This is a genomic window from Lentibacillus daqui, from assembly GCF_027186265.1.
Classification (GTDB): domain Bacteria; phylum Bacillota; class Bacilli; order Bacillales; family Amphibacillaceae; genus Lentibacillus_C; species Lentibacillus_C daqui.
On sequence record NZ_CP114176.1, the window covers coordinates 1995800 to 2020459 of the forward strand.

Annotated in this window: 23 protein-coding genes; all 23 read right to left on the reverse strand. The window is 40.4% G+C overall.

The genetic code is table 11. The annotated features are described in order from the left end of the window. Positions 1-54: 54 nt before the first annotated feature. The gene (ribF, locus tag O2S85_RS10120; protein ID WP_369419361.1) at positions 55-1002 is read right to left on the reverse strand and encodes a riboflavin biosynthesis protein RibF; all 948 of its coding nucleotides are present in this window, start codon (positions 1000-1002) and stop codon (positions 55-57) included. A gap of 28 nt (positions 1003-1030) precedes the next feature. After that, positions 1031-1918: a tRNA pseudouridine(55) synthase TruB gene (truB, locus tag O2S85_RS10125; protein WP_269409226.1), complete on the reverse strand. Its 888-nt coding sequence runs from the start codon at positions 1916-1918 to the stop codon at positions 1031-1033. A gap of 152 nt (positions 1919-2070) precedes the next feature. After that, the gene (rbfA, locus tag O2S85_RS10130) at positions 2071-2415 is read right to left on the reverse strand and encodes a 30S ribosome-binding factor RbfA (RefSeq protein WP_269409227.1); all 345 of its coding nucleotides are present in this window, start codon (positions 2413-2415) and stop codon (positions 2071-2073) included. A 26-nt stretch (positions 2416-2441) separates the two neighbouring features. Then, entirely contained in the window at positions 2442-2720 is a 279-nt protein-coding gene (locus tag O2S85_RS10135; protein ID WP_269409228.1) for a DUF503 domain-containing protein, read from the reverse strand. After that, positions 2717-4927 carry a translation initiation factor IF-2 gene (gene infB / locus O2S85_RS10140; protein ID WP_269409229.1) on the reverse strand — a complete coding sequence of 737 codons (2211 nt, stop codon included), beginning with the start codon at positions 4925-4927 and terminating at the stop codon, positions 2717-2719. Before infB ends, O2S85_RS10135 begins: the two co-directional genes overlap by 4 nt. 20 nt (positions 4928-4947) lie before the next feature. After that, a complete protein-coding gene (locus tag O2S85_RS10145) occupies positions 4948-5250 on the reverse strand; it encodes a YlxQ family RNA-binding protein (protein WP_269409230.1) in 303 nt (100 codons plus the stop codon). Beyond that, a complete protein-coding gene (gene rnpM / locus O2S85_RS10150; protein WP_269409231.1) occupies positions 5237-5521 on the reverse strand; it encodes an RNase P modulator RnpM in 285 nt (94 codons plus the stop codon). The genes O2S85_RS10145 and rnpM overlap by 14 nt, the downstream gene beginning before the upstream one ends. A gap of 14 nt (positions 5522-5535) precedes the next feature. Next, entirely contained in the window at positions 5536-6666 is a 1131-nt protein-coding gene (gene nusA, locus O2S85_RS10155; protein WP_269409232.1) for a transcription termination factor NusA, read from the reverse strand. Positions 6667-6679: 13 nt separating this feature from the next. Beyond that, the gene (gene rimP, locus O2S85_RS10160) at positions 6680-7150 is read right to left on the reverse strand and encodes a ribosome maturation factor RimP (RefSeq protein ID WP_269409233.1); all 471 of its coding nucleotides are present in this window, start codon (positions 7148-7150) and stop codon (positions 6680-6682) included. A gap of 485 nt (positions 7151-7635) precedes the next feature. Next, entirely contained in the window at positions 7636-11925 is a 4290-nt protein-coding gene (locus O2S85_RS10165; RefSeq protein ID WP_269409234.1) for a PolC-type DNA polymerase III, read from the reverse strand. Between the two features lie 123 nt (positions 11926-12048). After that, a complete protein-coding gene (gene rseP / locus O2S85_RS10170) occupies positions 12049-13311 on the reverse strand; it encodes an RIP metalloprotease RseP (protein ID WP_269409235.1) in 1263 nt (420 codons plus the stop codon). 255 nt (positions 13312-13566) lie between these two features. Further along, complete coding sequence (locus O2S85_RS10175) at positions 13567-14352, reverse strand: phosphatidate cytidylyltransferase (RefSeq protein WP_269409236.1); 786 nt, start codon at positions 14350-14352, stop codon at positions 13567-13569. A 14-nt stretch (positions 14353-14366) separates the two neighbouring features. Continuing rightward, a complete protein-coding gene (gene uppS, locus O2S85_RS10180; protein ID WP_269409237.1) occupies positions 14367-15134 on the reverse strand; it encodes an undecaprenyl pyrophosphate synthase in 768 nt (255 codons plus the stop codon). Between the two features lie 345 nt (positions 15135-15479). After that, on the reverse strand, positions 15480-16037 hold the full coding sequence (frr, locus tag O2S85_RS10185) for a ribosome recycling factor (RefSeq protein ID WP_269409238.1): 558 nt from the start codon (positions 16035-16037) through the stop codon (positions 15480-15482). A 3-nt stretch (positions 16038-16040) separates the two neighbouring features. Beyond that, positions 16041-16763, reverse strand: coding sequence for a UMP kinase (gene pyrH / locus O2S85_RS10190; protein WP_269409239.1), 723 nt, complete (start codon positions 16761-16763; stop codon positions 16041-16043). Positions 16764-17083: 320 nt separating this feature from the next. After that, positions 17084-17968 carry a translation elongation factor Ts gene (gene tsf, locus O2S85_RS10195; protein ID WP_269409240.1) on the reverse strand — a complete coding sequence of 295 codons (885 nt, stop codon included), beginning with the start codon at positions 17966-17968 and terminating at the stop codon, positions 17084-17086. A 100-nt stretch (positions 17969-18068) separates the two neighbouring features. Continuing rightward, on the reverse strand, positions 18069-18830 hold the full coding sequence (rpsB, locus tag O2S85_RS10200; RefSeq protein ID WP_269409241.1) for a 30S ribosomal protein S2: 762 nt from the start codon (positions 18828-18830) through the stop codon (positions 18069-18071). A 219-nt stretch (positions 18831-19049) separates the two neighbouring features. Then, entirely contained in the window at positions 19050-19379 is a 330-nt protein-coding gene (locus O2S85_RS10205; protein ID WP_269409242.1) for a DUF6115 domain-containing protein, read from the reverse strand. A 512-nt stretch (positions 19380-19891) separates the two neighbouring features. Beyond that, positions 19892-20671 (reverse strand): GTP-sensing pleiotropic transcriptional regulator CodY, encoded by a 780-nt coding sequence (codY, locus tag O2S85_RS10215; RefSeq protein WP_269409243.1) that lies wholly within the window; start codon positions 20669-20671, stop codon positions 19892-19894. 26 nt (positions 20672-20697) lie between these two features. Further along, complete coding sequence (hslU, locus tag O2S85_RS10220) at positions 20698-22092, reverse strand: ATP-dependent protease ATPase subunit HslU (RefSeq protein ID WP_269409244.1); 1395 nt, start codon at positions 22090-22092, stop codon at positions 20698-20700. 15 nt (positions 22093-22107) lie between these two features. Continuing rightward, entirely contained in the window at positions 22108-22653 is a 546-nt protein-coding gene (gene hslV / locus O2S85_RS10225; protein ID WP_269409245.1) for an ATP-dependent protease subunit HslV, read from the reverse strand. After that, positions 22643-23587: a tyrosine recombinase XerC gene (gene xerC / locus O2S85_RS10230; protein WP_269409246.1), complete on the reverse strand. Its 945-nt coding sequence runs from the start codon at positions 23585-23587 to the stop codon at positions 22643-22645. Before xerC ends, hslV begins: the two co-directional genes overlap by 11 nt. A gap of 322 nt (positions 23588-23909) precedes the next feature. Then, on the reverse strand, positions 23910-24218 hold the full coding sequence (locus O2S85_RS10235; RefSeq protein WP_269409247.1) for a hypothetical protein: 309 nt from the start codon (positions 24216-24218) through the stop codon (positions 23910-23912). Between the last annotated feature and the right edge of the window lie 442 nt (positions 24219-24660).

The following is a 24660-nucleotide window of genomic DNA, read 5'->3' on the forward strand; positions in this document are numbered from 1 at the left end:
TACTTTCTGTGCTGAATTGCAAGGATTATTGATAATCATCATTCTGCTTGAATCCTATTTTGTGTTAGAGAAAAATTCGCGAATCTCACGTTCGTCATCAGCCATTTGATCAATTAGTGCCTCTACATGGTCAAATTTGATCTCTTCCCGCACATATTTCCACCATTCTACTTGTAATTGTTGACCATATAAATTATTTTTATAATCAAAAATGTTTACTTCCATCGACAAATCAGATCGATCTGCTGTAAACGTAGAATTATAGCCTAAACTTGCCATCCCTTCCAGGTATTCCTGTTTATACTTAACCTTAACCGCATAAATACCCGGTTTCGGTAATAATGCATCCGGATGGATATGTAAGTTAGCAGTCGGATAGCCAAGTTTTTTGCCACGTTTGTCTCCTTCTACTACCGTGCCGCTTACTATTAAAGGCCTTCCAAGTAGTCTTTGAACTTCTTCGACATTTCCGACTTGAAGCAATCCTCTAATTTTAGTTGAACTAACCTTTTCATTATCCATTTCTACCTTGTCAATCGTCGTAAAAGTAAATTTGTCCCTGGTATATTCGGCTATATTTTTCATGTTTCCTTTTCCTTTGAAACCAAACGAATAATCAAATCCTGCTACCAAATGCTTGATATTCAGTCCAATGATAAAATCATCGATAAACTGTTGTGGTGACAGCGATGATAACTCCTTGTTAAACGTAATAATGTATAGCCGATCAACATCAAGTTTTTCTAATATTTCCTGCTTTTCTTTTAATGGTGTGATATATTGCACATGTTGTACATCCTTTTTCAACACAACAGAAGGATGCGGATGAAACGTAATAACAGCACTTTCCATATCTCGCTTTTTCGCCTCTGATATGGCATGGTTAATCACTTTTTGATGTCCCAGATGGATACCGTCAAAAAAACCAATTGCGGCTACCGTTTCAGGAAGTTGATCCATTGTTAAAGAATGGGGGTACGTTAATTCAATTGTTCGCAACATTTTTCACCTACACTTTTTTCTGCTAATTTTACGAGAAAACACGAACTGGTTTGATTTGTTTATCATTTTCCGGATGGATTTGATAAATGGCTAAAACCTGCCCTTGGTACATCATCACAAACGGGTCTGTTTTAGGTTTGTTATCCGGTTTTGCAAGCTTTTGTCCAAACAACACGCGTTCTTTCATTTTGCCATCTACTATTATACTATCCAAATGGGTCAATCCCCTAGTAATAGGCAATAATATTTTTTCAATCTCTTTTTTTTCGGCTGCATTGGCAATGTCCTGAAATGTAACCGTGTCCTGTTTTTCAATCGAACCTGTTGCTGTTCTGGTTAAATCAGACATATGTGCCGGATAGCCCAATTGCTTTCCAATGTCAACACACAAAGTCCGGATATACGTCCCCTTGGAACAAATAACCCGAATTCGGAATGAACTCTCTCCGGTAAAACCCAAAAAGTCCAATTTGATAATCGTTATAGTTCGCTCCGGGCGTTCGACCGGTTGATTGGCCCGTGCATATTCATACAATTTCTTGCCGTTAACTTTCACAGCCGAATACATTGGCGGAATTTGCGTAATGTCACCGGTAAATGAAGACAATACAGCTTCAACTTCCTGTTGGGACGGACGGTTGTTAACTGGTCGCTGCTCCACTACATGACCTGTTGCATCCTCTGTTTCCGTTGCTGTGCCCAAAGATACTTCAGCGACATATGTTTTAGTTGTTTCTGTTAAAAATGGAACAATCTTTGTCGCTTTTCCAAGACAGATTGGCAACACCCCTTCCGCCTCCGGGTCAAGTGTGCCAGTATGACCCGCTTTTTTTGTGCGTAGCAGCTTTCTTATTTTAATGACACAATCATGTGAGGTAAACCCTTTTGGCTTCCATAATGGAATGATTCCGTCCATACCTGTTGCCTCCAACCTATAATCTTGTTATTAAAGAGGAAGTTCAAAACAATGCACCTTGACCTCGATCCTTTTTTGAACAAATTATATGTAAACATATGGTAAAAAATCCGACTCCATCATTCTTCCGGGTCAGATTTTTTACCTCTCTATTACTTGTTATTTAAGTCGCGCAAAATCGTTTCGATCCGATTACCTTTTTCTAAGGCTTTATCGAACTCAAATGCTATTTCTGGTGTTTTGCGCAGACGAATCCGGTGTCCAATTTCTGTTCGGATAAATCCTTTTGCTTTGGCAAGACCAACAAGTGTATCATGTTTTTGCTGTTCACCGCCAAGGACGGATATAAATATTTTCGCCTGTTGCAGATCCCCTGTTACCTCAACATCTGTAACTGTTACAAAACCAACGCGCGGATCCTTTATCTTGCGACTGAGAATATCGCCAAGTTCCTTCTTCATTTGTTCTGCAACACGATTTGCTCGTAAATCACTCATTCATTTTCACCTCTTTGCGAGAACAACTATCGATGGTCAACATTTGTTATGGTTCGCTCCAGTTCCGTAAATGTATCGATTACTTTTAATACGGCTTGAATGACTTGTTCCGCATATGCCGTTTCCCTGGAAATAGTCACAATTCCCAGTTTTGTCCGCTGCCACAGATCATGGTAGTCTAATTCTGTCACAGCGACATTAAAATCCTGTTGGAGCCTCTTGATCAATCGTTTTAGAACCGAACGCTTTTGTTTCAGTGAATGCCCATCATACAGCATACATTCAACTTCTGCATAGACAATCATTTGCGCTCAATTTCCTCCATAACAAACGCTTCGATTGTATCGCCTTCCTTAATATCATTGAAATTTACAATTGTTATCCCACATTCATAACCTTGGGAGACTTCCTTCACATCGTCTTTATAGCGTTTTAAGGTATCAATTTCCCCTTCAAATTGGACGATGCCTTCCCGTATTAGCCGAACACCGGCATTACGAGTGATTTTCCCGTCGGTTACATACGAACCGGCAATTGTACCAATTCGTGATACTTTGAAGGTTTCACGTACCTCGGCCTGACCAATGATTTTTTCTTCATATTCCGGGTCAAGCATACCTTTCATTGCTGCTTCAATTTCCTCAATTACCTTGTAAATCACTCGATGCAAACGAACATCCACCTTTTCCGATTCAGCCGCTTTCTTGGCATTTGCATCAGGCCGGACATTAAATCCAATGACAATCGCGTTTGAAGCGGACGCTAAAATAATATCCGATTCCGTAATAGCGCCAACACCCGTATGAATGATTTTAATTTTTACCCCTTCTACTTCTATCTTACGTAAAGAGGATGCCAATGCCTCGGCGGATCCTTGCACATCAGCCTTGATAATGATATTAATTTCTTTCATTTCCCCTTGTTTAATTTTCTCAAACAAGTCATCAAGACTTACTTTTGTTTGTTCGGATCGATTCTCCTGAATGTGTTTTTGCTGGCGTGCTTCCCCGATTTGCCGTGCTTTTTTCTCATCGGCAAATACCAAGAACTGATCGCCTGCTTGTGGTACATCGTGTAGACCGGTAATTTCCACTGGTGTAGAAGGTCCTGCTTGTTTTACACGTTTACCGATATCGTTTACCATTGCCCGAACACGCCCAAATGTATTACCTACAACAACTGAATCACTGACATGCAGTGTGCCATTTTGAACAAGTAAGGTGGCAACCGGTCCTTTTCCTTTATCAAGCTGGGCATCAATTACCGTACCAAACGCATCTGTATCTGGATTTGCTTTTAGTTCTTCTACTTCAGAAACAAGTAAAATCATTTCCAGCAGGTCATCAATACCCTCATTCTTAAAGGCAGACAGGTGCACGAAAATTGTATCGCCGCCCCAATCCTCAGGAATCAACTCATATTCGGTTAGTTCCTGCATAACCCGGTCGGGGTTGGCACCTTCTTTATCAATTTTATTGACGGCAACGATGATTGGAACTTCTGCAGCCTTCGCATGATTGATCGCCTCAACTGTTTGTGGCATAACACCATCATCAGCAGCAACAACTAAAACAGCGATATCAGTAACTTGAGCACCTCTTGAGCGCATGCTTGTAAATGCAGCATGACCAGGTGTATCAAGGAAAGTGATTTTCTTACCATTATTCTCTACTTGATAGGCACCGATATGCTGGGTAATACCACCGGCTTCTCCAGCCTGTACCTTGGTATGACGAATCGAATCAAGCAATGTTGTTTTTCCGTGATCAACATGTCCCATAATCGTTACCACAGCGGGACGTTCGATCAGATCCTTCTCACTGTCTTCTTTCCGGTATTTATCAAAATCCGTATCTTCTAAAATAACCTCTTTTTCAACTGCCACATTATATTCATCGCAAATCAATTCCACAGCCTCGTCGTCAAGATCCTGGTTTTTCGTCGCCATAACCCCGAGAAACATCAGCTTTTTAATGACTTCGGATGACTCTTTATGCAATTTTTCGGCAAGGTCACTCACCGTCAATGTTCCACTATATTTAATTTCTTTTGGCGTTTCCTTTACCGGCTGTTTTTGGGTTGGTTGCACATGCGCAGGTTTCTGATTAGGTCTTCCTTTTTTATTTTTTTGTTGTCTCATTTGCGTGTTTTTCTTATTTGGTTTTGTCTGTGAAGCATGTGATCGATTCCCATTGTTATGCCCCTGGTTTCTGTTGGGTTTCCTATTTGCATCCTTCTTATTGTTCGTAGTGCTTGTTTGTTTATTTGCAGTTTCATTTTGTTTTTGATTTTGATTTGGGTTTTGATTTGATTTTTGATTAGGTTTATTCATCTTTTTCTTACCTGTTGCCGGCTTTGCAGAAAATCGTGAATCCAGTTTGGCAATTACATCATCAGATATTGTTGACATATGATTCGAAACTTCTATATTCAGTTTTTTCAAGTGTCCGATCACATCTTTGCTAGTTGTATTATTTTTTTTGGCATATTCATATATACGCATTTTCGTCATACGTTCACCCCCGAATTTATTTACCCGAGTAACGATTCAATCTTAGCGGCAAATCCTGCATCTAAGATGGCAATTGCTACTCTTTGTGTTTTTCCAATAGCATGTGACAATGTTTGACGGTCGTCAACTATTCGAAAAGGTATATCATAGGTTTTACATTTATTCATTATTTTTTTTCTTGTTTGCGGACCCGTATCATTGGCCAAAAGAACCAGTTTCGCTCGTTTTTGCTGAATATCCTTGACAATTGTGTCTTCACCTAGAGAGCATTTTCTCGCCCGGTAAGCCAAACCGATGATATTTAAATAATTACTTTTTTTCATGTTGCTTACCATCAACGATTTGTCTTAGTTGATCATAGATTTCTGGTCCTACTTCACCATTAAATTGACGACTTAGTGCATTTGTTTTCTCCGCTTTGTCAATAACGCTTTTGTCCCTGGATAAATATGCACCACGCCCGTTTTTCTTGCCGGTTTCATCGACAAACACATCACCATCTTTGGTGCGGACAATCCGAATCAATTCTTTTTTAGGTCGCATTTCATTTGTTACAATACATTTTCGTTGCGGAATTTTCCTTTTTTGTGCCATCAGGTGTGTCCCCCTTATTCAAACAAATCATCGACATTGTCGGAATAGGTTTCAAAAGTATCATTGTCTTCATCATCATCCAGAGTGAAATTATCAGTAATCAACCCTTCATCCCTTGCTTCGGATTCACTCTTAATATCAATTTTCCAGCCGGTAAGTTTGGCAGCAAGTCTTGCATTCTGCCCGCGTTTTCCGATAGCCAGCGATAATTGATAATCCGGAACAATTACCGTTGTTGCTTTATCCTCTTCATCAACAAGCACATCAATTACTTTTGACGGACTTAATGCATTGGAGACGTAGATAACCGGATCCTCCGACCATTCAACGATATCAATTTTTTCGCCTTTTAGCTCATTGACAATCGCCTGAACCCGTTGCCCTTTTTGACCGACACAAGAGCCAACAGGGTCAATTTCCGGATCCTCTGCATGAACTGAAATTTTCGAACGGTCACCAGCTTCACGAGAAACGGATTTGATTTCTACAATGCCATCATAAATTTCTGGAACTTCCATTTCGAACAACCGTTTCAACAGGCCTGGATGGGATCGTGATACATAAACCTGTGGGCCTTTACTTGTATTTTCAACCTTTGTAACGTATACCTTCAAACGATCGTGAACATGGTAATCATCTGCAGCCATTTGTTCCTGTTCTGATAATTTTGCTTCAATCTTGCCAACATTAACATAGATGAAGCGGGAATCCATACGCTGAATAATCCCGGTCATGACATCGTCTTCCCTGTCAACATATTCGTTAAAAATAACACCGCGTTCTGCCTCACGGATTCGTTGTGTAACTACCTGTTTGGCTGCCTGTGCAGCAATCCGGCCAAAGTTTTTCGGTGTAACCTCAACCTCAATAACATCATCGACTTCATAATTCGGATCAATTTTTTTGGCTTCTTCCAACCCTATTTCCTGTTGGGAATCTTCCACATCATCAACGATCGTCTTTCTGGCAAAGACACGCATTGTACCAGCATCTTCGTCAAGATCAACCCGGACATTCGTAGCTGACTTGAAATTTTTCTTATACGCAGAAATCAGTGCTGCTTCCAAAGCCTCCAACAATATGTCCTTATCGATACCTTTTTCTTTTTCCAAATAATTTATGGCGTCAAACAACTGACTGCTCACGTCTTCTCCCCCTTTATAGTGTTACAGCGAGCCTTGCCTTCGCTATTTTTTTGTATGGAATTTCCACCTGTTTTTTTCGTGTTTTAACCTTGTACTCGATCGTTGCAGTATCGTCCTGAAATGCTGTTAAAATACCTTCGTACTCTTTTTCCCCGTCAATCGGTTCATAGAGTTTCACATAAACATTATGATTAATATGCTTCGTAAAATCTTCAATTGTTTTTAACGGACGCTCCACACCAGGCGATGATACCTCAAGAAAATAAGCCTCTTTGATCGGATCCAGTTTATCCAATTTCCCACTTAACTGTTCCGACACTTTTCCACACTCATCAATATCTACACCGCCATCCTTATCAATATACACACGCAAAAACCAGTCTTTTCCTTCTTTTACATATTCAATATCGACCAGTTCAAGATTATTTTCTTGCAAGATTGGCTGAATCAATTCTTCAGTTGTTTTTACTACCTGTGAACTCAAGCCATATCCTCCTTTATTCGATTATCCTTTTTCCTTATTATAGTCAATTATTTTCATTTCCATTAGGCATGCTGGATGCAGATCAATTCAATGTTGCCACAGGGCATTCGTAGTCGAACAATCCCCTGATCGCCTGCGCTTTTCCATCAATATAAAACCCTTGCCGGGAGTTGTGGCAAGGGAGAAGTTGGTGAAAAAGATTTTCCAGTAAGAAGAAAGAGTGGGAAGACCCACTCTTTTGACCGTTCGTATCATGACTTACCAGTAAAACTATACCATAAGAAAAATATTCTTGCAAGGATATGAATTCCATTTCAACCTATTTTCATATATAGTCCATCGTATATCACTTGAAAATGATGCGGATCGTGGGGTTCAAATCAACTAAAATTTAAAAATGAGCGATTATTATTTTTGTATTAGTATCACAATGTATGAACCTAAAAAAGCGGCTGGCAAAACAATCGTGTCAGCCGCTTCCTATTCTAGAACAAAGACAACTGATTTTCTGCTGCCATTCCTTCTAAACATCCGTGATTATCCAGATATTCCAAAACCGTTTTCGAGATCTTGCTGCGTTCGCGAAGATCTTCTTTTGAAAGAAACTCGCCTTCCTCACGTGCTTTGACAATATTTAGTGCAGCGTTTGTCCCCAAACCATCGACTGCATTAAACGGCGGAATTAATGAATCACCATTTACGATAAAATCAGTTGCACTAGATTGATAAAGATCAACCTTTTCAAACGAAAATCCACGTTCACACATTTCCAGCGAGAGTTCCAATACGGTTAATAAACTTTTTTCTTTTGGTGATGCATCGTTTCCTTTAGCCACAATGCCTTCGATCCGCTTCCTAATCGCATTTGACCCTTTAATCATCGTGTCCAGCTCAAAATCATCCGCTCGAACCGAGAAGTATGCGGCATAAAAAAGAATCGGATGATGAACTTTGAAATAAGCGATCCGGATTGCCATTAATACATAAGCCGCGGCGTGTGCTTTCGGAAACATATATTTGATCTTTTTACATGATTCAATATACCAGTCTGGCACATCATGTTTCTTCATTTCCACGATCCATTCATCCTGCAGCCCTTTGCCTTTACGGACAAACTCCATAATTTTAAATGCCAGTGATGCCTCTAAACCTTTGTGCATCAGATAGACCATAATATCGTCCCGGCAGCCAATAACATCGGGCAGTTCGCAAATACCGTCATTGATTAGTTCTTGGGCGTTACCCAGCCAGACATCGGTTCCATGGGAAAGACCGGAAATAATCACGAGCTCGGCAAACGTTGTCGGTTTCGTATCCTCCAGCATTTGGCGAACAAATTTTGTTCCAAATTCAGGTACACCCAATGTTCCGGTTTTACAATTGATTTGCTCTGCGGTAACCCCAAGTGGTTCGGGACCAGAAAAGATTTTCATCACTTCATCATCATCAGTCGGAACTGTTTTCGGATCAATCCCGCTTAAATCCTGCAACATCCGGATAACGGTTGGATCATCGTGACCAAGGATATCCAGCTTCAATAAGTTATCATGAATCGAATGGAAGTCAAAATGGGTGGTTCGCCATTCACTATTTCGATCATCCGCCGGGAATTGAATTGGTGTGAAATCATAAATTTCCTTATCATCAGGAACGACAATAATCCCACCTGGATGCTGCCCGGTCGTCCGCTTCACACCCGTACATCCTTGAACAAGCCGGTCCACCTCGGCATTTTTAAACACGAGCGACTTATCGGAAGCATACCCCTTCACATATCCATAAGCTGTTTTGTCCGCGATCGTGCCAATGGTTCCCGCACGATATACGTTATCTTCACCAAACAATACTTTCGTATAATTATGAGCCTTTGGCTGATAGTCACCAGAGAAGTTCAAATCAATGTCTGGTACCTTGTCCCCTTTAAAACCAAGGAATGTTTCAAACGGAATGTCCTGTCCATCCTTTGTTAAGGGCGTATCACAGTTTGGACATTGTTTGTCAGGTAAATCAAAGCCACTGCCGACAGAACCATCCGTTATAAATTCGTGGTAATGACAGTTCAAACAAACATAGTGCGGTGGTAATGGGTTAACCTCGGTTATATCAGACATCGTTGCAACCAGAGAAGAACCGACAGAACCCCTTGAACCAACCAAGTAACCATCATCCAGGGATTTTTTAACCAGTTTATGGGCAATTAAATAAATAACAGCAAAACCATGCCCAATAATACTGCTCAATTCCTTTTCCAACCGTTCCGTAACGATTTCCGGAATCGGATTGCCATAGATTTGCTCTGCTTTAGTGTAACAGAGACTGCGCATTTCCTCTTCAGCCCCTTCAATCGTCGGGGTGAACAATCCATCTTTTACTGGGGAAACCTCGTCTATTTCATCAGCAAGTTTTTGGGTGTTTGTGACAACGATTTCCCGGGCCGTTTCTTCACCCAAAAATTGAAAGCACGCAAGCATTTCAGTTGTTGTTCTAAATGGTGTATCCGGCAGTGTTTGCCGATTTAACGGATTACCTGCCTGTGAAGCAATCAATATTTGCCGGTACAATTTTTCATGATCTTCAATATAATGCACGTTACCAGTTGCCACCACTGGTTTTCCCATTCGTTTGCCCAAAGCTACCAATTTCGAAATAATATCTAATACTTGTGCTTCATTTTGCACAAGCTCCTTTTCAATTAAATGAACATAATTGGTTGGTGGCTGGACTTCTATATAATCATAGAATTCCGCGACTTTTTCTGCCTCTTCCTCCGACTTTTGCATCATCGTTTCGAAAACTTCCCCTTGGTCACAGGCTGTTCCTACTAAAATACCATCACGATACTTTTGCAATTTCGAGCGTGGAACACGGGGAGCCCGGTAAAAATAATCTACATGTGCCAGGGAAACAATTTTATAGATATTTTTCAACCCTTCCTGATTTTGGGCAAGTAGTGTGCAATGAAAAGGACGTGACCGCTGGTAGGCATTTCCTTCACCCATATGATTATTTAAATGGGCATGATTCGTAATATCTTGTTTTAGTAGACGCTGGACAAGTTTCCAGAGTAAATATCCTGTCGCTTCAGCATCATAGATCGCCCGGTGATGCTGGGTTAACTCAATATCCAAATGTTTACACATCGTATTTAAACGATGATTCTTCAACTGCGGAAACAAGAACCGCGCCAGTTCCAGCGTATCGATAACAGGATTGATAACCTTAGGATAATCAATCCGCTTATAACCAGCATTTAGAAACCCGATATCAAAACTTGCATTATGAGCGACGAGTATTCCATCTTCGCACCAGGTATAAAAATCTTTCAGCACATCACCAATTTCTGGCGCATTTTCTACCATTTCGTCCGTGATTCCAGTTAAATCGGTCGTTGTTTGCGATAATGGATGATGTGGATTGGCAAACGATTCAAAACGATCGACAATTTCTCCCTGGTGCACCTTAACAGCTGCCAGTTCGATAATGGTATCATACACTGCGGAGAGACCAGTTGTTTCCACATCAAACACAATATATGTCCCATCAGCCAGATCCCGATCCTGTTCATTATATGCTATCGGTACACCATCATCGACAAGATTTGCCTCTACCCCATACAATACTTTAATGCCATGCTTTTGCCCTGCCAGATGTGCTTCAGGAAAGCCCTGAACACCTGCATGATCGGTGATTGTAATGGCTTTATGCCCCCATTTCGCTGCTTGTTCCACCAAGCGGGTGGGCGATACAACCGCATCCATCTGGCTCATCGTTGTATGGGCATGCAATTCAACCCGTTTTTCATCCTCAGGTGCAGTATCTTTTCGGGTTTCTACCTGGACTTCATGCATGTCATTGGCCATCATCGCTAGTTCGTTCGTATACATGTCGGTTTGGATACTGCCTCTGGCTTTAATCCACATGCCTTGTTTTAATTGCTCAAAAATGAGTGCATCTTCGTCACCTTTGGAAAACATTTTAATCTGTAAGGAATCGGTATAATCGGTAGCTTTAGCAATTAATAGACTTCTGCCTGATCGCAGTTTACGAACCTCTACTGCAAAAACATAACCCTGGACAGTGACCCGACGTTCTTCTTCCAGGATGTCTTCCATGCTTAAAGCTTCATCCTTAATCGGATATCCGATCGCAAACGGTTGATTGGTTTCTGCTTGTCCCTTATTTTTCTCCCGTTTTTCCTTCTCCTGAACGGTTTTCATAATGATTTGCTGATCTTCCAGTGCTTTTTGTTCACGGAATTTTTGCATATCCAGTTCTTCAGTTTTTACATCGATAGCCAGTGTATAGGCGGGAGCACCGATTTTTTTGCAATAGGCCCGGAATCCTCCTTCAAGACGTCGTTTCAGTGCATTGGCCTCTGCTTCATTTCTTGCAGTTAACATAATATTATTATTGTTAACACTTGGTGTTTGTTTATGTACTAAATCCCGGTATGCTGGAGATAAGTTGGTTTGTGATTGAATAAAGTGTTTCCAGTATCCACATATTGTTTGGTCATCACATTGTTTATCAGTTGCATACAAAGTCATATCAACATTGGCAATTTGCTTAAATGCGTCCTGCAATTTGACGGTCATTAATTGATATACCTGACTGGGCAATACCTGTTTAATTTGGATGTGAAAGTGCCATGTTTGCGTTTTTTTATACACTTCAAGCCTTAGCAGTTCACTATCCTGAAAATAATCCATATATTCTGCAGGCATGTCAAGCTGGTTTAATAATACATTCATTTTTTCAGCGCTGGTAATAGCCATGACTCTCTCTCCCGTAACTAAAAATAACTTATTGTACGTAACATCTTCTTATACAATTATACTAAGAACCCTCAGACAATGCCAAGGGTTCTTAGTTATTTTACAGACTACTGATTCTTTTTATTATAAAAACAACCGCTGAATATCATTCCACGTTACAACAATCATTAATAGCATCAGTAGTGCAAAGCCAATGAAATGCACAATTCCTTCTTTTTGCGGATCAACCGGCTTGCCACGTACTGCTTCAATGCCGACAAACAGCAGTCGGCCACCATCAAGCGCGGGCAGTGGGACAAGGTTCACGATTCCCAAGTTTACACTAAGCATTGCCGTCCACATCAAAAAGGTGTTGAATCCGTTCTGAACTGCTTGATTGGTTACATCATAAATGCCAACCGGCCCAGATAACATCTCAATTGAAAGCTGACCGGTAATCAACATAAACAAGTTGGTTAAGATTGTTTGGGTAGTATGGTACGTTTCCATAAATCCATATTTAAATGTTCCAAAGAACGATTTTTCAAACAAATGGGTAACACCCAGCTGTCCGAATGTTATTCCCCGTTCTTCCTGTTTTGCCGGTGTTACTGTAATATCGTCCGTGTTCCCGTTTTCTCGTTTCACCTTCATGCTTAACTCTTCTTCCGGGTGATCCTGGATAGTTTTTGTAAAATCTTCCCATGTCGAGATGGTCTTCCCTTCGATTTGGATAATTTCATCACCATGCTGCAACCCGGCTTCTGCAGCAGGCGAATTCGGTTGTGCTTCATCAATGATTGCCTGCTCGGTTGGCACACCTTGAATCAAACCAAGAATAATGAAGATCACGATCGCCAACAAAAAATTCATCATCGGCCCAGCAAACAGTTGCATTGCCCGTTTACCAACACTCTTGGATGCAAACTGCCGATCATATGGGGCGATTTGTGTCGCTTTTTCATCAACAACCATCAACGCTTTTTCATCAACAGCAAACTGCAATTGATGATCTTCATCGTCAAGTTCGTAGCCTTTAATCACTAACTCATGATCGAGATCCGCATGTTCCACCTCAATCACGCGCGCGTTTGGATGTTTGGACTTGTTATTAACGATAATTTTGTTTACTTTACCGGCATCATTAAACTCCAGACCAATATGATGACCTGGCTTAAGTTCAACCATTTCCGGATCGTCACCGGCAACCCGGACGTATCCGCCAATAGGAAGCAGACGGATTGTATAGACTGTTTCATTCCTCGTAAAGTCAAATATCTTTGGTCCAAAACCAATGGCAAATTCCCGTGCTAACATTCCCGCACGTTTGGCAAAAATCAAATGACCAAATTCGTGAATGAATACAAGTAAGCCAAACATGATTATAAACGCAATAACTGTCGTCAAATGAGGCACCTTCCTTTATATAAGTGAAGCGTCGTTTTAGAGGATGTTCAAAAAGTCCAGTAAAAATGACGCTTCGAATTTCTTCGTTGGCTTGCTTTTCCGCTCCTCATGTACCTTTTATGTACACTCCGGAGCTCAAAGCTACGCCGCCTAGAACTTCTCGGTCCTTTTTATCCTCCTTTTGAACACGCCTTTTTAGTTATTCACTGTCATTATTCTACTCTGTTCATACCGCCAATTCAAATCATCTAATGCTTATATGAATCCGAGCAAGTACAAGATGGGCAGAACAAACAATAAACTATCCAGCCTGTCTAAAATTCCGCCATGACCCGGCAGGATATTACCCGAGTCTTTTACATCATAATGGCGTTTGTAGGCAGATTCAACCAGATCACCAATTTGTCCAAAAACAGACACGAGGATCGTAATCCCAATCATGGCGATCATCGCAAACGGGAACGGATGAGCCAGTTGAAAAATGATCCCGACAATACAGGCAAGAACAATTCCACCGACAGCCCCTTCGATCGTTTTGTTAGGACTGATTTTCGGCCACAATTTATGCTTTCCCAATGCCCGGCCAACAAAATAGGCCCCTGTATCCGTCGCCCAAATGACAAACAATACGTAAAAGATGTAATCCAGACCATTTTCTCTGGCAGCGATCAGGAAGTAAAAACCCATACCTACATAAATGGCTGTCAGTACGACAAACGCAGCATCATCAAAATTAAACTTATTCTTCACCAATACAATATATGTTAATAATAGTATAACAAAAATTATGGTCAACGCATGTTTTGTCAAGCCAATTAATCCCGTTTCTCCGATAATAAAGTCTGCCAATACTGCCCAAACATAAAGAACAGCGAGAATAGCCGGAATAAGTTTTTTCTCCATTTTTCGCATCTTAACCAGTTCTGCTATACCAATGGCAGCCAATAAATAGACCAAAAAGGTGAATGGCAGTTTACCATATAAGACAAAGGGCACAAATATAATTAATGCAACTATCGCTGTCAAAATTCGTTGTTTCATTTTCGTCTCAACACCTATATACCTCCATAGCGTCGTTTGCGCTGCTGATAGTCATGGAGAGCCTTTCGAAATATTTCCTCATTGAAGTCGGGCCAAAGCACATCTGTAAACCAGAACTCGGAATAGGCAACTTGCCAAAGCAGAAAATTACTCAGCCGTTGTTCACCACTTGTACGAATTAATAAATCAGGATCGGTTAAACCGTTTGTGTATAGATAATCGGAAAAGATCTGTTCGTCCAGGGAATCAATCGATATCTTCTTATCGTCAATATCTGTCATAATGTCCTTAATTGCCCGCATAATTTCATTTCTGCTACCATAGTTTAAAGCAAAATTTAATAATAATCCATTATTGTTACACGTTTTCTTTTTGGCATATTGAATAGCTTTTTTTGTATGATCAGGAAGTCCATCAAAATTACCAATCGTTTCAATTCTTACGTTATTTTCCATCAACTCGGGTAAATAAATATGTAAAAATTCCTTTGGCAGTTTCATTAAAAAGTCGACTTCTGATTTTGGGCGTTTCCAGTTTTCTGTTGAGAATGCATATAATGTCAAAATTTCTACCTTACATGCGCTGGCAACTTTAACGATTTCCTTTACGACATCCATCCCTTCTTTATGGCCAGCTATCCGGGGAAGCCCTCGTTTTTTTGCCCATCTTCCATTTCCGTCCATGATGATGGCAACATGTTTTGGTATATTTTCTTGTTCGGTCCTATATTGTTCATTTGCATCGTTTTGTTTACTTTTAAAAAAAGGAAGTTTCAATGACATTTTTTGTCCTCCGCGTATGTTGAATATCTTATACAATCCTTTCAAGAGGATGTTCAAAAAGTCCGGTAAAAATGAAACATCGCACAGTTGTCCCCCTTTTTGAACACGTTCTTCAACTATAATCAATAGAAGGAAAAAAGAATTATATGATTGTGCAGACGTTCAAAATGGTACTTTATGGTTGTTTATTTTATCGATGCATTCATTATATCACGAATTTGATTCGTATTGTTTAGAAACGGGGAACAGGACAGGTGAGACATTCCCTTCCAAAAAACAAAAACCCCCTTAAACAAGAGGGCAATGCTTCTTATTGGTTCAAAAAATCGATAGCCAATAATTGACTTAAACTTCCATGATCTCTTCTTCTTTCTTTTTCGCAAGCTGATCCAATTTAGCTATATGCTTGTCTGTTTCCTTTTGGACTTTATCTTGTTCTGCGCGCAGTTCATCTTCGGTTAGATCACCATTTTTTTCTGCTTTTTTTAATTGATCATTGGCATCACGACGAATGTTACGAACCTGCACACGGGCATCTTCCAAATACTTTCCAACTACTTTAACCAATTCCTTGCGTCGTTCTTCCGTAAGTGCCGGGATATTAATCCGGATAACTTGACCATCATTGGACGGAGACAGACCTAAATCAGCCTTTTGAATGGCTTTTTCCACATCGCCAACAGATGATTTATCAAATGGTGAAATCACCAGCAATCTAGCCTCTGGTGCGGAAATGGAAGCTAATTGGTTCAACGGTGTTGAAGCTCCATAATAATCGACATAAATACTATCTAACAAAGATGGATTGGCACGGCCGGCACGTACTGTAGCCAAACTTTTTGAAAAAGCCTGGACAGCCTGGACCATTTTCTCACGCATTTCCTTTAGAACATCATCTGACATCACTTATTTCCCCCTTATTGTTGTACCAATGGTTTCACCAAGAACAACCCTTTTTATGTTTCCTTCCTCAGTTATCGAGAATACAATTAATGGTATATCGTTATCCATACATAGCGAAGACGCAGTGGAATCCATTACTCCGAGTCCGGCATTTAACATTTCAAGATAGGAAAGAATTTCATATTTTTCGGCATCTTTATTTACTTTTGGGTCATCCGTATATACGCCATCGACATTATTTTTTGCCATTAAAATTACTTCTGCTTCAATCTCAGCCGCACGTAAAGCTGCTGTTGTATCCGTTGAAAAGTAAGGATTCCCGGTTCCCGCAGCAAAGATCACAACACGTTTTTTCTCCAAATGGCGAATTGCTTTACGCCGTATATAAGGCTCAGCAACCTGACGCATCTCGATCGATGTTTGCACACGAGTTGGTATGCCAATATTTTCTAAGCTGTCTTGAAGTGCAAGAGAATTCATAATCGTTGCCAGCATCCCCATATAGTCAGCAGTTGCACGATCCATGCCCATTTCACTGCCAACCTTGCCACGCCAGATGTTTCCACCGCCAACAACAACGGCGACTTCAACACCTAACTCGGCGACTTCTTTTACTTGTGATGCTATAGATTGGATTACTGCCGGTTCAATACCATAGCCTTGTTTGCCACTTAATGCTTCACCGCTTAATTTTAATACTACTCGACGGTAACGTGCTGTTGTCATAGTAACCTCCATAGAAATTAGTTTGCCGGATTTGCTTTAAAGAGGATGTTCAAAAAGTCCGGTAAAAATGACATGTCCCTGCAAAAGGGGTATGCCGACGCCTGAGCGCAAGCCCGTTTTTAGTCGGCCTTCGTTTGAAGAACTCGTTGGCTTGTTTTTCCGCTCCTCATGTACCTTTTATGTACACTCCGGTGCTCAAAGCTACGCCGCCTAGAACTTCTCGGTCCTTTTTATCCTCCTTTTTGAACACACACTTAAAGTTATGAGAAAGGGAACAACAGCTGTGTCCCCTTTTAAAACCAATTGCACTAGCCCATTGGTTATTTTTTGATTTGGCTCATAACTTCTTCAGCAAAGTTTTCTTCCCGTTTTTCCATTCCTTCGCCAACTTCATAACGAACAAAAGTTTTAACGGTTGCACCTTTATCGGCAACATATTTTCCCACTTTTTGGTCTGGATCTTTAACAAAATCTTGTTCCAGCAAGCAAATTTCCTGGAAGAACTTTCCTAAACGACCTTCTACCATTTTTTCTACAATTTTTTCTGGTTTTCCTTCGTTTAATGCTTGTGATTTCAATACTTCTCGTTCGTGATCGACATCTGCTTTTGCGACATCATCACGGGAAACATAACGAGGGCTGACAGCAGCAGCATGCATGGCAATATCTTTTGCCACTGTTTCATCGTTTGTACCTTCCAACAGGGTTAACACACCAATGCGTCCGCCCATATGAAGGTAAGCGCCAAACACATCGTTATCTGTTTTTTCCAGCAGTGTAAAACGGCGCAAAGAAATTTTTTCACCAATTTTTGCAATGGCCGAGTTAATGTAAGTTTCCACTGTGTCACCTTCGCCATGTAACTTTTGTTGTAATGCTTCCTCAACAGTTGCCGGTTTTGCTTCAACAATATGCTTTCCAAGTTCAGCTAGCAGCTGTTTAAACTGGTCGTTTTTTGTTACAAAGTCTGTTTCACAGTTCACTTCCAATAGAGCTGCTGTATTTCCATCCATTGCGATGTATGTCGAGCCTTCAACAGCAATACGGTCAGCTTTTTTGGCAGCTTTGGAAATCCCTTTTTCACGTAAATAGTCGATTGCTTTATCGATGTCACCATCAGTTTCCTGGAGTGCTTTTTTACAATCCATCATACCTGCACCCGTTTTTTCACGAAGTTCTTTAACCATTTTTGCAGAAATTGCCATGTTACATCCTCCTTATAACGTTATCTTCCTGAAATATTTCCTATTCTCTAAAAAAGGTGATAAAAGGCTTATCCTCTTATCACCTGTCCTTTTTAAAAAATTATTCCTCGATTGTGTCTGCAGTTTCTTCTACTTTTACGTTTTCTTCTGCTTCCACTTCGCCGATTTCTTCAACTTCTTCTCCTTGTTTTACTTCAAGGACAGCGTCAGCCATTTTTGACGTTAGCAGTTTAACTGCGCGGATTGCATCATCATTTGCCGGAATGACATGATCAATTTCATCCGGATCACAGTTCGTATCAACAATCCCGATGATCGGAATGTTCAATTTGTGCGCTTCAGCAATAGCAATTCGTTCTTTACGAGGGTCAATAACAAACATTGCATCTGGAAGCTTGTTCATTTCCTTAATACCGCCAAGGAATTTCACCAGACGGTCTTTTTCTTTCAACAGTCCAACTACTTCTTTTTTTGGAAGTACATCGAACGTTCCATCTTCTTCCATACGCTCAATATCTTTTAACCGGTTGATACGTTTACGGATTGTTTGGAAGTTGGTTAATGTACCACCTAACCAGCGTTGGTTAACATAGAACATGCCTGAACGTGTTGCTTCATCACGGACAGAATCCTGTGCTTGTTTTTTGGTACCGACGAACAGAATCGTTCCGCCATCTGCAACAAGATCTTTCACATATTTGTATGCTTCATCAACTTTTTTCACCGTTTTTTGTAAGTCGATGATGTAGATGCCGTTACGCTCTGTAAAGATATATTTTTTCATCTTTGGGTTCCAACGGCGAGTCTGATGGCCAAAATGCACACCAGCTTCAAGTAACTGCTTCATTGAAATTACTGACATTAAAATTACCTCCTATGGTTTTTTCCTCCGTTTGCATCCTCTTTGCACAAGGACCATCGCAAAAGTGGAAATGTTCGAACCAACCTCAGAATTCTTACATTCAACCTCTACTATGGCACCACTTTGGCAAATCAGCAAACGTGTGTGATAAAACATGATTACGTGTCGTTAACCATGACCTTACACCAAAAATAAATATATCATATGGTACCCAAGCAATCAAGCGTTAATATATGTTTTTTCATGAATTTTTATGGCAAGCTCGACCTCGGTTTTTCCACAATGAATTGTACTGGCAATATGTTCATAGGAAAATCCCTTTTTGTAAAGTTCAAGAATTCTTGCTTGCATCGATGTTTCAAAGGTATCATTGATATTTTTCAGAGCCAAATCTGGTAACAGGATATTATCCTTCTCCTGATTTGTCTTTGTTTTCTGTTTCGTTTTCTTTTCAGTGGCAGGCTCTGTTGTACCAGTATTGGCAAATCTATCCTCTAACATACGGTTTTCCTGTTTGATTTCCTGTAAATAAGTTTCCAAAAGTTCCATTACGTCCTCTGTATTGTTTTGGTGTGAGGATTTCATCTGTTTTACGAGTTGATAGATGCAATTAGGGTAACGAGATGTAATATAAAACTAATGCTTCGTATGATCTGGTTGTACTCATTAAATCAACCCTCTCTTTTATTATTGATAAGATCTGGCAACCCTTGATAATAGAGTTGATTTTTCGCAAGTTTCGTCATTTCTTTCTCCATATCAACATTGTTATGATTATGGTTATATGATGTATGATGTTTCGATCCGTTTTTGACAAAATATCCTGAAAAATATTTAAAAACTCAAGTTCCCTATCTCTTTATGCCTATTTTCATGCCGTTATTTTCATTTTAAAGTTAATTTATCGGTATGTATCCTTATTTTAAAAGGCTGAATACATATTTCGACAAAGATATGTTAAATCCACGATAAAAAGACCTAACAAATAACATGCTAGGTCTTTCGATTTAATGAACAATCTATGTTGTTCATGTTTTATTTCCTGGGCAAAAGTTCATATCTTATCTTGAACGTAACTTATCAAGTTCTACCAGGAATTTATCATTAAGGACTTTAATATATGTCCCTTTCATTCCTAATGAGCGTGATTCAATTACACCAGCACTTTCCAATTTACGTAGCGCATTAACAATAACCGATCTGGTAATTCCAACCCGGTCAGCAATCTTACTTGCTACAAGTAAACCTTCCTTGCCATTAAGTTCTTCAAAGATATGATCGATTGCTTCCAGTTCACTATAGGAAAGGGAACTGATGGCCATCTGAACAACTGCCTTACTTCTGGCCTCTGTTTCAATTTCTTCAGACTTCTCATGAAGAATTTCCATACCGACAACAGTGGCACCATATTCAGCCAGCAAAAGATCGTCATTGTTAAAACGATCACTTAATCTACTTAAAACGAGTGTTCCGAGACGATCACCACCACCAACAATCGGTACAATCGTTGTTAAGCCATTTTGGAACAAGTCCTTATTCTCAACAGGGAATGCGGAGAATTGACTGTCAATATCCAGGTTTGATGTTGTTTCAGAAATTGCAAATAGCCCTTGCGTGTACTCTTCCGGAAATTGACGTTCCTCCAACATTGATTTCATTCGGTCGTTTTCAATTTCTTGGTTGATTGCAATTCCTAATAACTTACCACGCCTGCTTACGATAAATACGTTACTGTTGATCACATCCCGTAAAGTTGCAGACATGTCGTTGAAGTTTACCGGTTTTGCTCCAGCTTTCTGTAACATTGCATTGATTTTTCTTGCTCGATCTAAAAGTTCCATGATAATCCTCCATTCAATTGTTTGTATTACAGTATAAATTGACTTAAATCTTTATCTTTTACAATCGTACTTAATTTTTTATCGACATATTCAGGGGTGATTTCGACAGTCTCCATCATCACTTCCGGCGCCTCAAATGACAGGTCTTCCAGGAGTTTTTCCAAAATTGTATGCAATCTGCGCGCTCCAATGTTATCCGTTTCCTGATTTACCTGGTAAGCAATTTCGGCAATCCTAATTACAGCATTGTCAGTAAATTCAACATTTATACCTTCTGTTTTTAATAATGCACGATATTGTTTCAAAAGTGCATTAGAAGGCTCTTGCAAAATACGCTGAAAATCCTTAACTGTTAATTTCTCCAGCTCCACCCGGATCGGGAATCTTCCTTGTAGTTCCGGAATCAGATCTGACGGTTTTGACATATGAAATGCCCCTGCAGCAATAAACAGCATATGATCGGTTTTTACGGGGCCATGTTTGGTCACAACGGTAGAACCTTCGACAATTGGCAAAATATCACGTTGTACGCCTTCTCGTGATACATTGGCGGAATTGTCCTGTTTGGCTGCTACCTTATCGATCTCATCAATAAACAGGATACCGGATTGTTCGGCACGTTCAATTGCTTCCTGTGCGGCTTCTTCCATATCTACGAGTTTCTGTGCTTCCTGCATGGTCAAAACATTTCTCGCTTCTGAAACCGGCAATTTTCGCTTCTTCTTTTTCTTTGGCATGAACTGCCCCAGCGCATCCTGCATGTTCATTCCCATTTGTTCCATTCCGGAGCCTTGCAGCATATCAAACATGGAAGGTGTTGGTTCTTCAATCTCTACTGTTACGATATGATCTTCCAACTCTCCCAAAGCGAGTTGATGCTCTATTCGTTTGCGTTTATTGTGTATTTCCTCGGTTTTATCCGTATCCTTTTCATCATCGTCATCCTCTGACCCGCCTGCAAACAGCATCTCGAACGGATTTTTCACCCCTGATTGTTTCTTGGCCTGGGGCATTAATAACTGAACAAGCTTCTTATTTGCTTCAACCTCAGCCTTGCCCTTTACCTCAGCCATTTTTTCTTCTTTTACCATCCTTACTGACATTTCTACCAAATCACGAACCATGGATTCCACATCACGGCCAACATAACCCACTTCGGTAAACTTTGTTGCTTCCACTTTGACAAACGGTGCCCCGACAAGTTTCGCCAGTCTTCTGGCAATTTCTGTTTTCCCAACCCCTGTTGGACCAATCATCAGGATATTTTTTGGTACAATTTCGTCTTTAATCGATTCATCGAGCTTCATGCGGCGATAACGATTTCGGAGTGCAACTGCAACCGACTTTTTAGCCTGACGCTGTCCGATGATATAGTTATTCAGCTGGTCAACAATTTGCTTAGGGGTTAAATCGATTCCCATAAAGCGGCCTCCTCATTAGTCAAGTACTTCCAATGTGATATGATCATTCGTATAAACGCATATTTCACCTGCAATTTCCAATGCCGACTGTGCGATTTCTTTAGCCGTCAGATTACTTGCATGTTTGCGTAATGCCCGACCGGCACTTAATGCATAATTACCGCCTGAGCCGATTGCCAGCATCCCATCGTCCGGTTCTATCACTTCTCCGGTACCTGAAAGCAAAAACATCTTCTCCTTATCCATGACAATCAGCATCGCTTCCAATTTGCGCAGTACCTTATCACTCCGCCATTCCTGAGCCAACTCCACGGCTGCACGCTGCAGATTTCCGTCAAATGTCTCCAGCTTTCCCTCGAATTTTTCATACAATGTAAACGCATCAGCGACAGATCCGGCAAATCCAGCCAATACTTGACCCTTGTATAATGTGCGAACTTTTTTGGCGTTATGTTTCATGACTACCGCATTCCCTAACGTTACTTGCCCATCACCACTCATCGCACATTGGCCATTATGGATGATAGCAAATATTGTTGTTGCATGCATCTCATGATTCACGATCATCACCTCTTGACTTTAATTTTCGTTCAGAAGCTCTAGGGTGGCTGTTCATATACACGTTACGCAACTGTTCCTTGGTAACGTGTGTATAAATCTGTGTCGTCGATAAATTTTCATGTCCTAACAGTTCCTGTACAGTACGAAGATCTGCCCCTGCGTTTAGCATATGTGTAGCAAAAGTATGCCTGAGTTTATGCGGGTGAATATTTACAGTTAACGCCGTTTTGTTCATCATTTTATCCAGAACAGTTCGGATGCCTCGCGTAGTTATCGGGGCTCCTCTAGCATTTAAAAAAATGCGATCGGTGTTTGTCTTCGCTTTGTCAAGAAGTACTATTCGCCCCTCGCTGATATACGTCTCCAACGCGATTTCGGCAAATCGCCCAAAAGGAATATAGCGTTCTTTTCGACCCTTGCCTTTGACAAATGCAGTCCCCAAAGAAAAGTCGATATCTTGTATTCGTAACTGCTGGCACTCGCTAACCCGCATTCCAGTTGCATAAAGCAACTCAAGCAGTGCCTGATTGCGTTGGCCCAATGGGTCTGTTGTATCATTGACTGCAAATAACTTTTCCAGTTCTTCTTCATACAAAAAATCCGGAATGGGTTTGGCTGCTTTTGGCAAGGAAACATGGATAAAGGGGTTATCTTCCACTTCCTCTTCACGATCCAAAAATTTATAAAACGTGCGCAAACCGGATATTATTCTGGACACAGATCGTCGGCTCAAATTGCTATCATACAGCATGGTTAGAAAAAGTCGTACAATTTGAGTATCGACGTCGCTCAGGTTATCTATTCCTTCGCGATGTAAAAATTGAAAAAACGTTTCCAGATCATTCAGATAATACTTCACAGTATATGGCGAGGCATTTTTCTCAATTTGCAAATACTCGACAAATGCCTCGCTACTTTCGGAAAACCTATTCAAAACTTCACCCTCTATCAAAAACGAAAAGCGCGAAATTGTTAGTCATACAAGCCCATGATTCCATCATTTCTGAACAGCGAATAAATCATATCATATAACATTCTGGAAAGCAATAGATTTAACAAAATAGCAGCAAGATTCTGAATTGAGCTTAGTCCTGCCTAATGAATCATAATCCTGGTTGATAGTACTGTCAAGTAATTTAGCTTACCAAGTGATAATTATAGCTGTTACGAATCGAATAGTCAACAAACAAGTATGAAAGACGCAAATTTACACTTATTTGCCACAAAATCAGCATTGAATGTAATCAGTTTGTCTTTTAAAACAGATGTAGTTTTTTTATTTTTTTCTTCGTTTCATCGGTGCCTAGTTCGTATAATTTGCGATAAATGGCAACCAGATACGCATCATAGTTATTTCGTTTCGCATCGACACCCCACTCATCAAATGGTTTCCCCAAAAATTTAACTGCATCATTTGCATTTTCACCTTTTTTTGTAAATAGAATTTCGATTTCTTCTACCTCTTCTGGTGTAGCATATATTTCATATTCAATACCGTTTTTAGGCAGCGAAACATCGCGGATTTCCCCCGTATCAACTGTTACAAAGTATGTTTTTCGTTCCATGGTTAGCCTCCCTTTATAAAAATGTTACCCTATTTCGCCGGGCTAAAACTTCTATATGGGAGTATTAAAAAAAGTTACCTAAATTGTCACATGTTTTAAACAGTAAACATGTCAGTTGCAAAAAAGTTTCCGCCATTATCTTGCCATTTTAAAAGTGCGTGTTCAAAAGGAGGATAAAAAGGACCGAGGTCGGCTAAGTTCGCAACGTCCTGTTGCAACGCCGGCACTAGCACGTCTGAGTGCGTCGAAATTCTAGGCGGTGTAGCTTTGAGCACCGGAGTGTACGTAAGAGGTACATGAGGAGCGGAAAAGCAAGCCAACGAGTTCTTCAAATGAAGGCCGACTAAAAACGGGCTTGCGCTCAGGCGCTGGAGCCGGACGGGGCTCATCCGATTACAAAGTTATTCACAGCATTTATAATTTCCTAAACAAAAATAAAGCC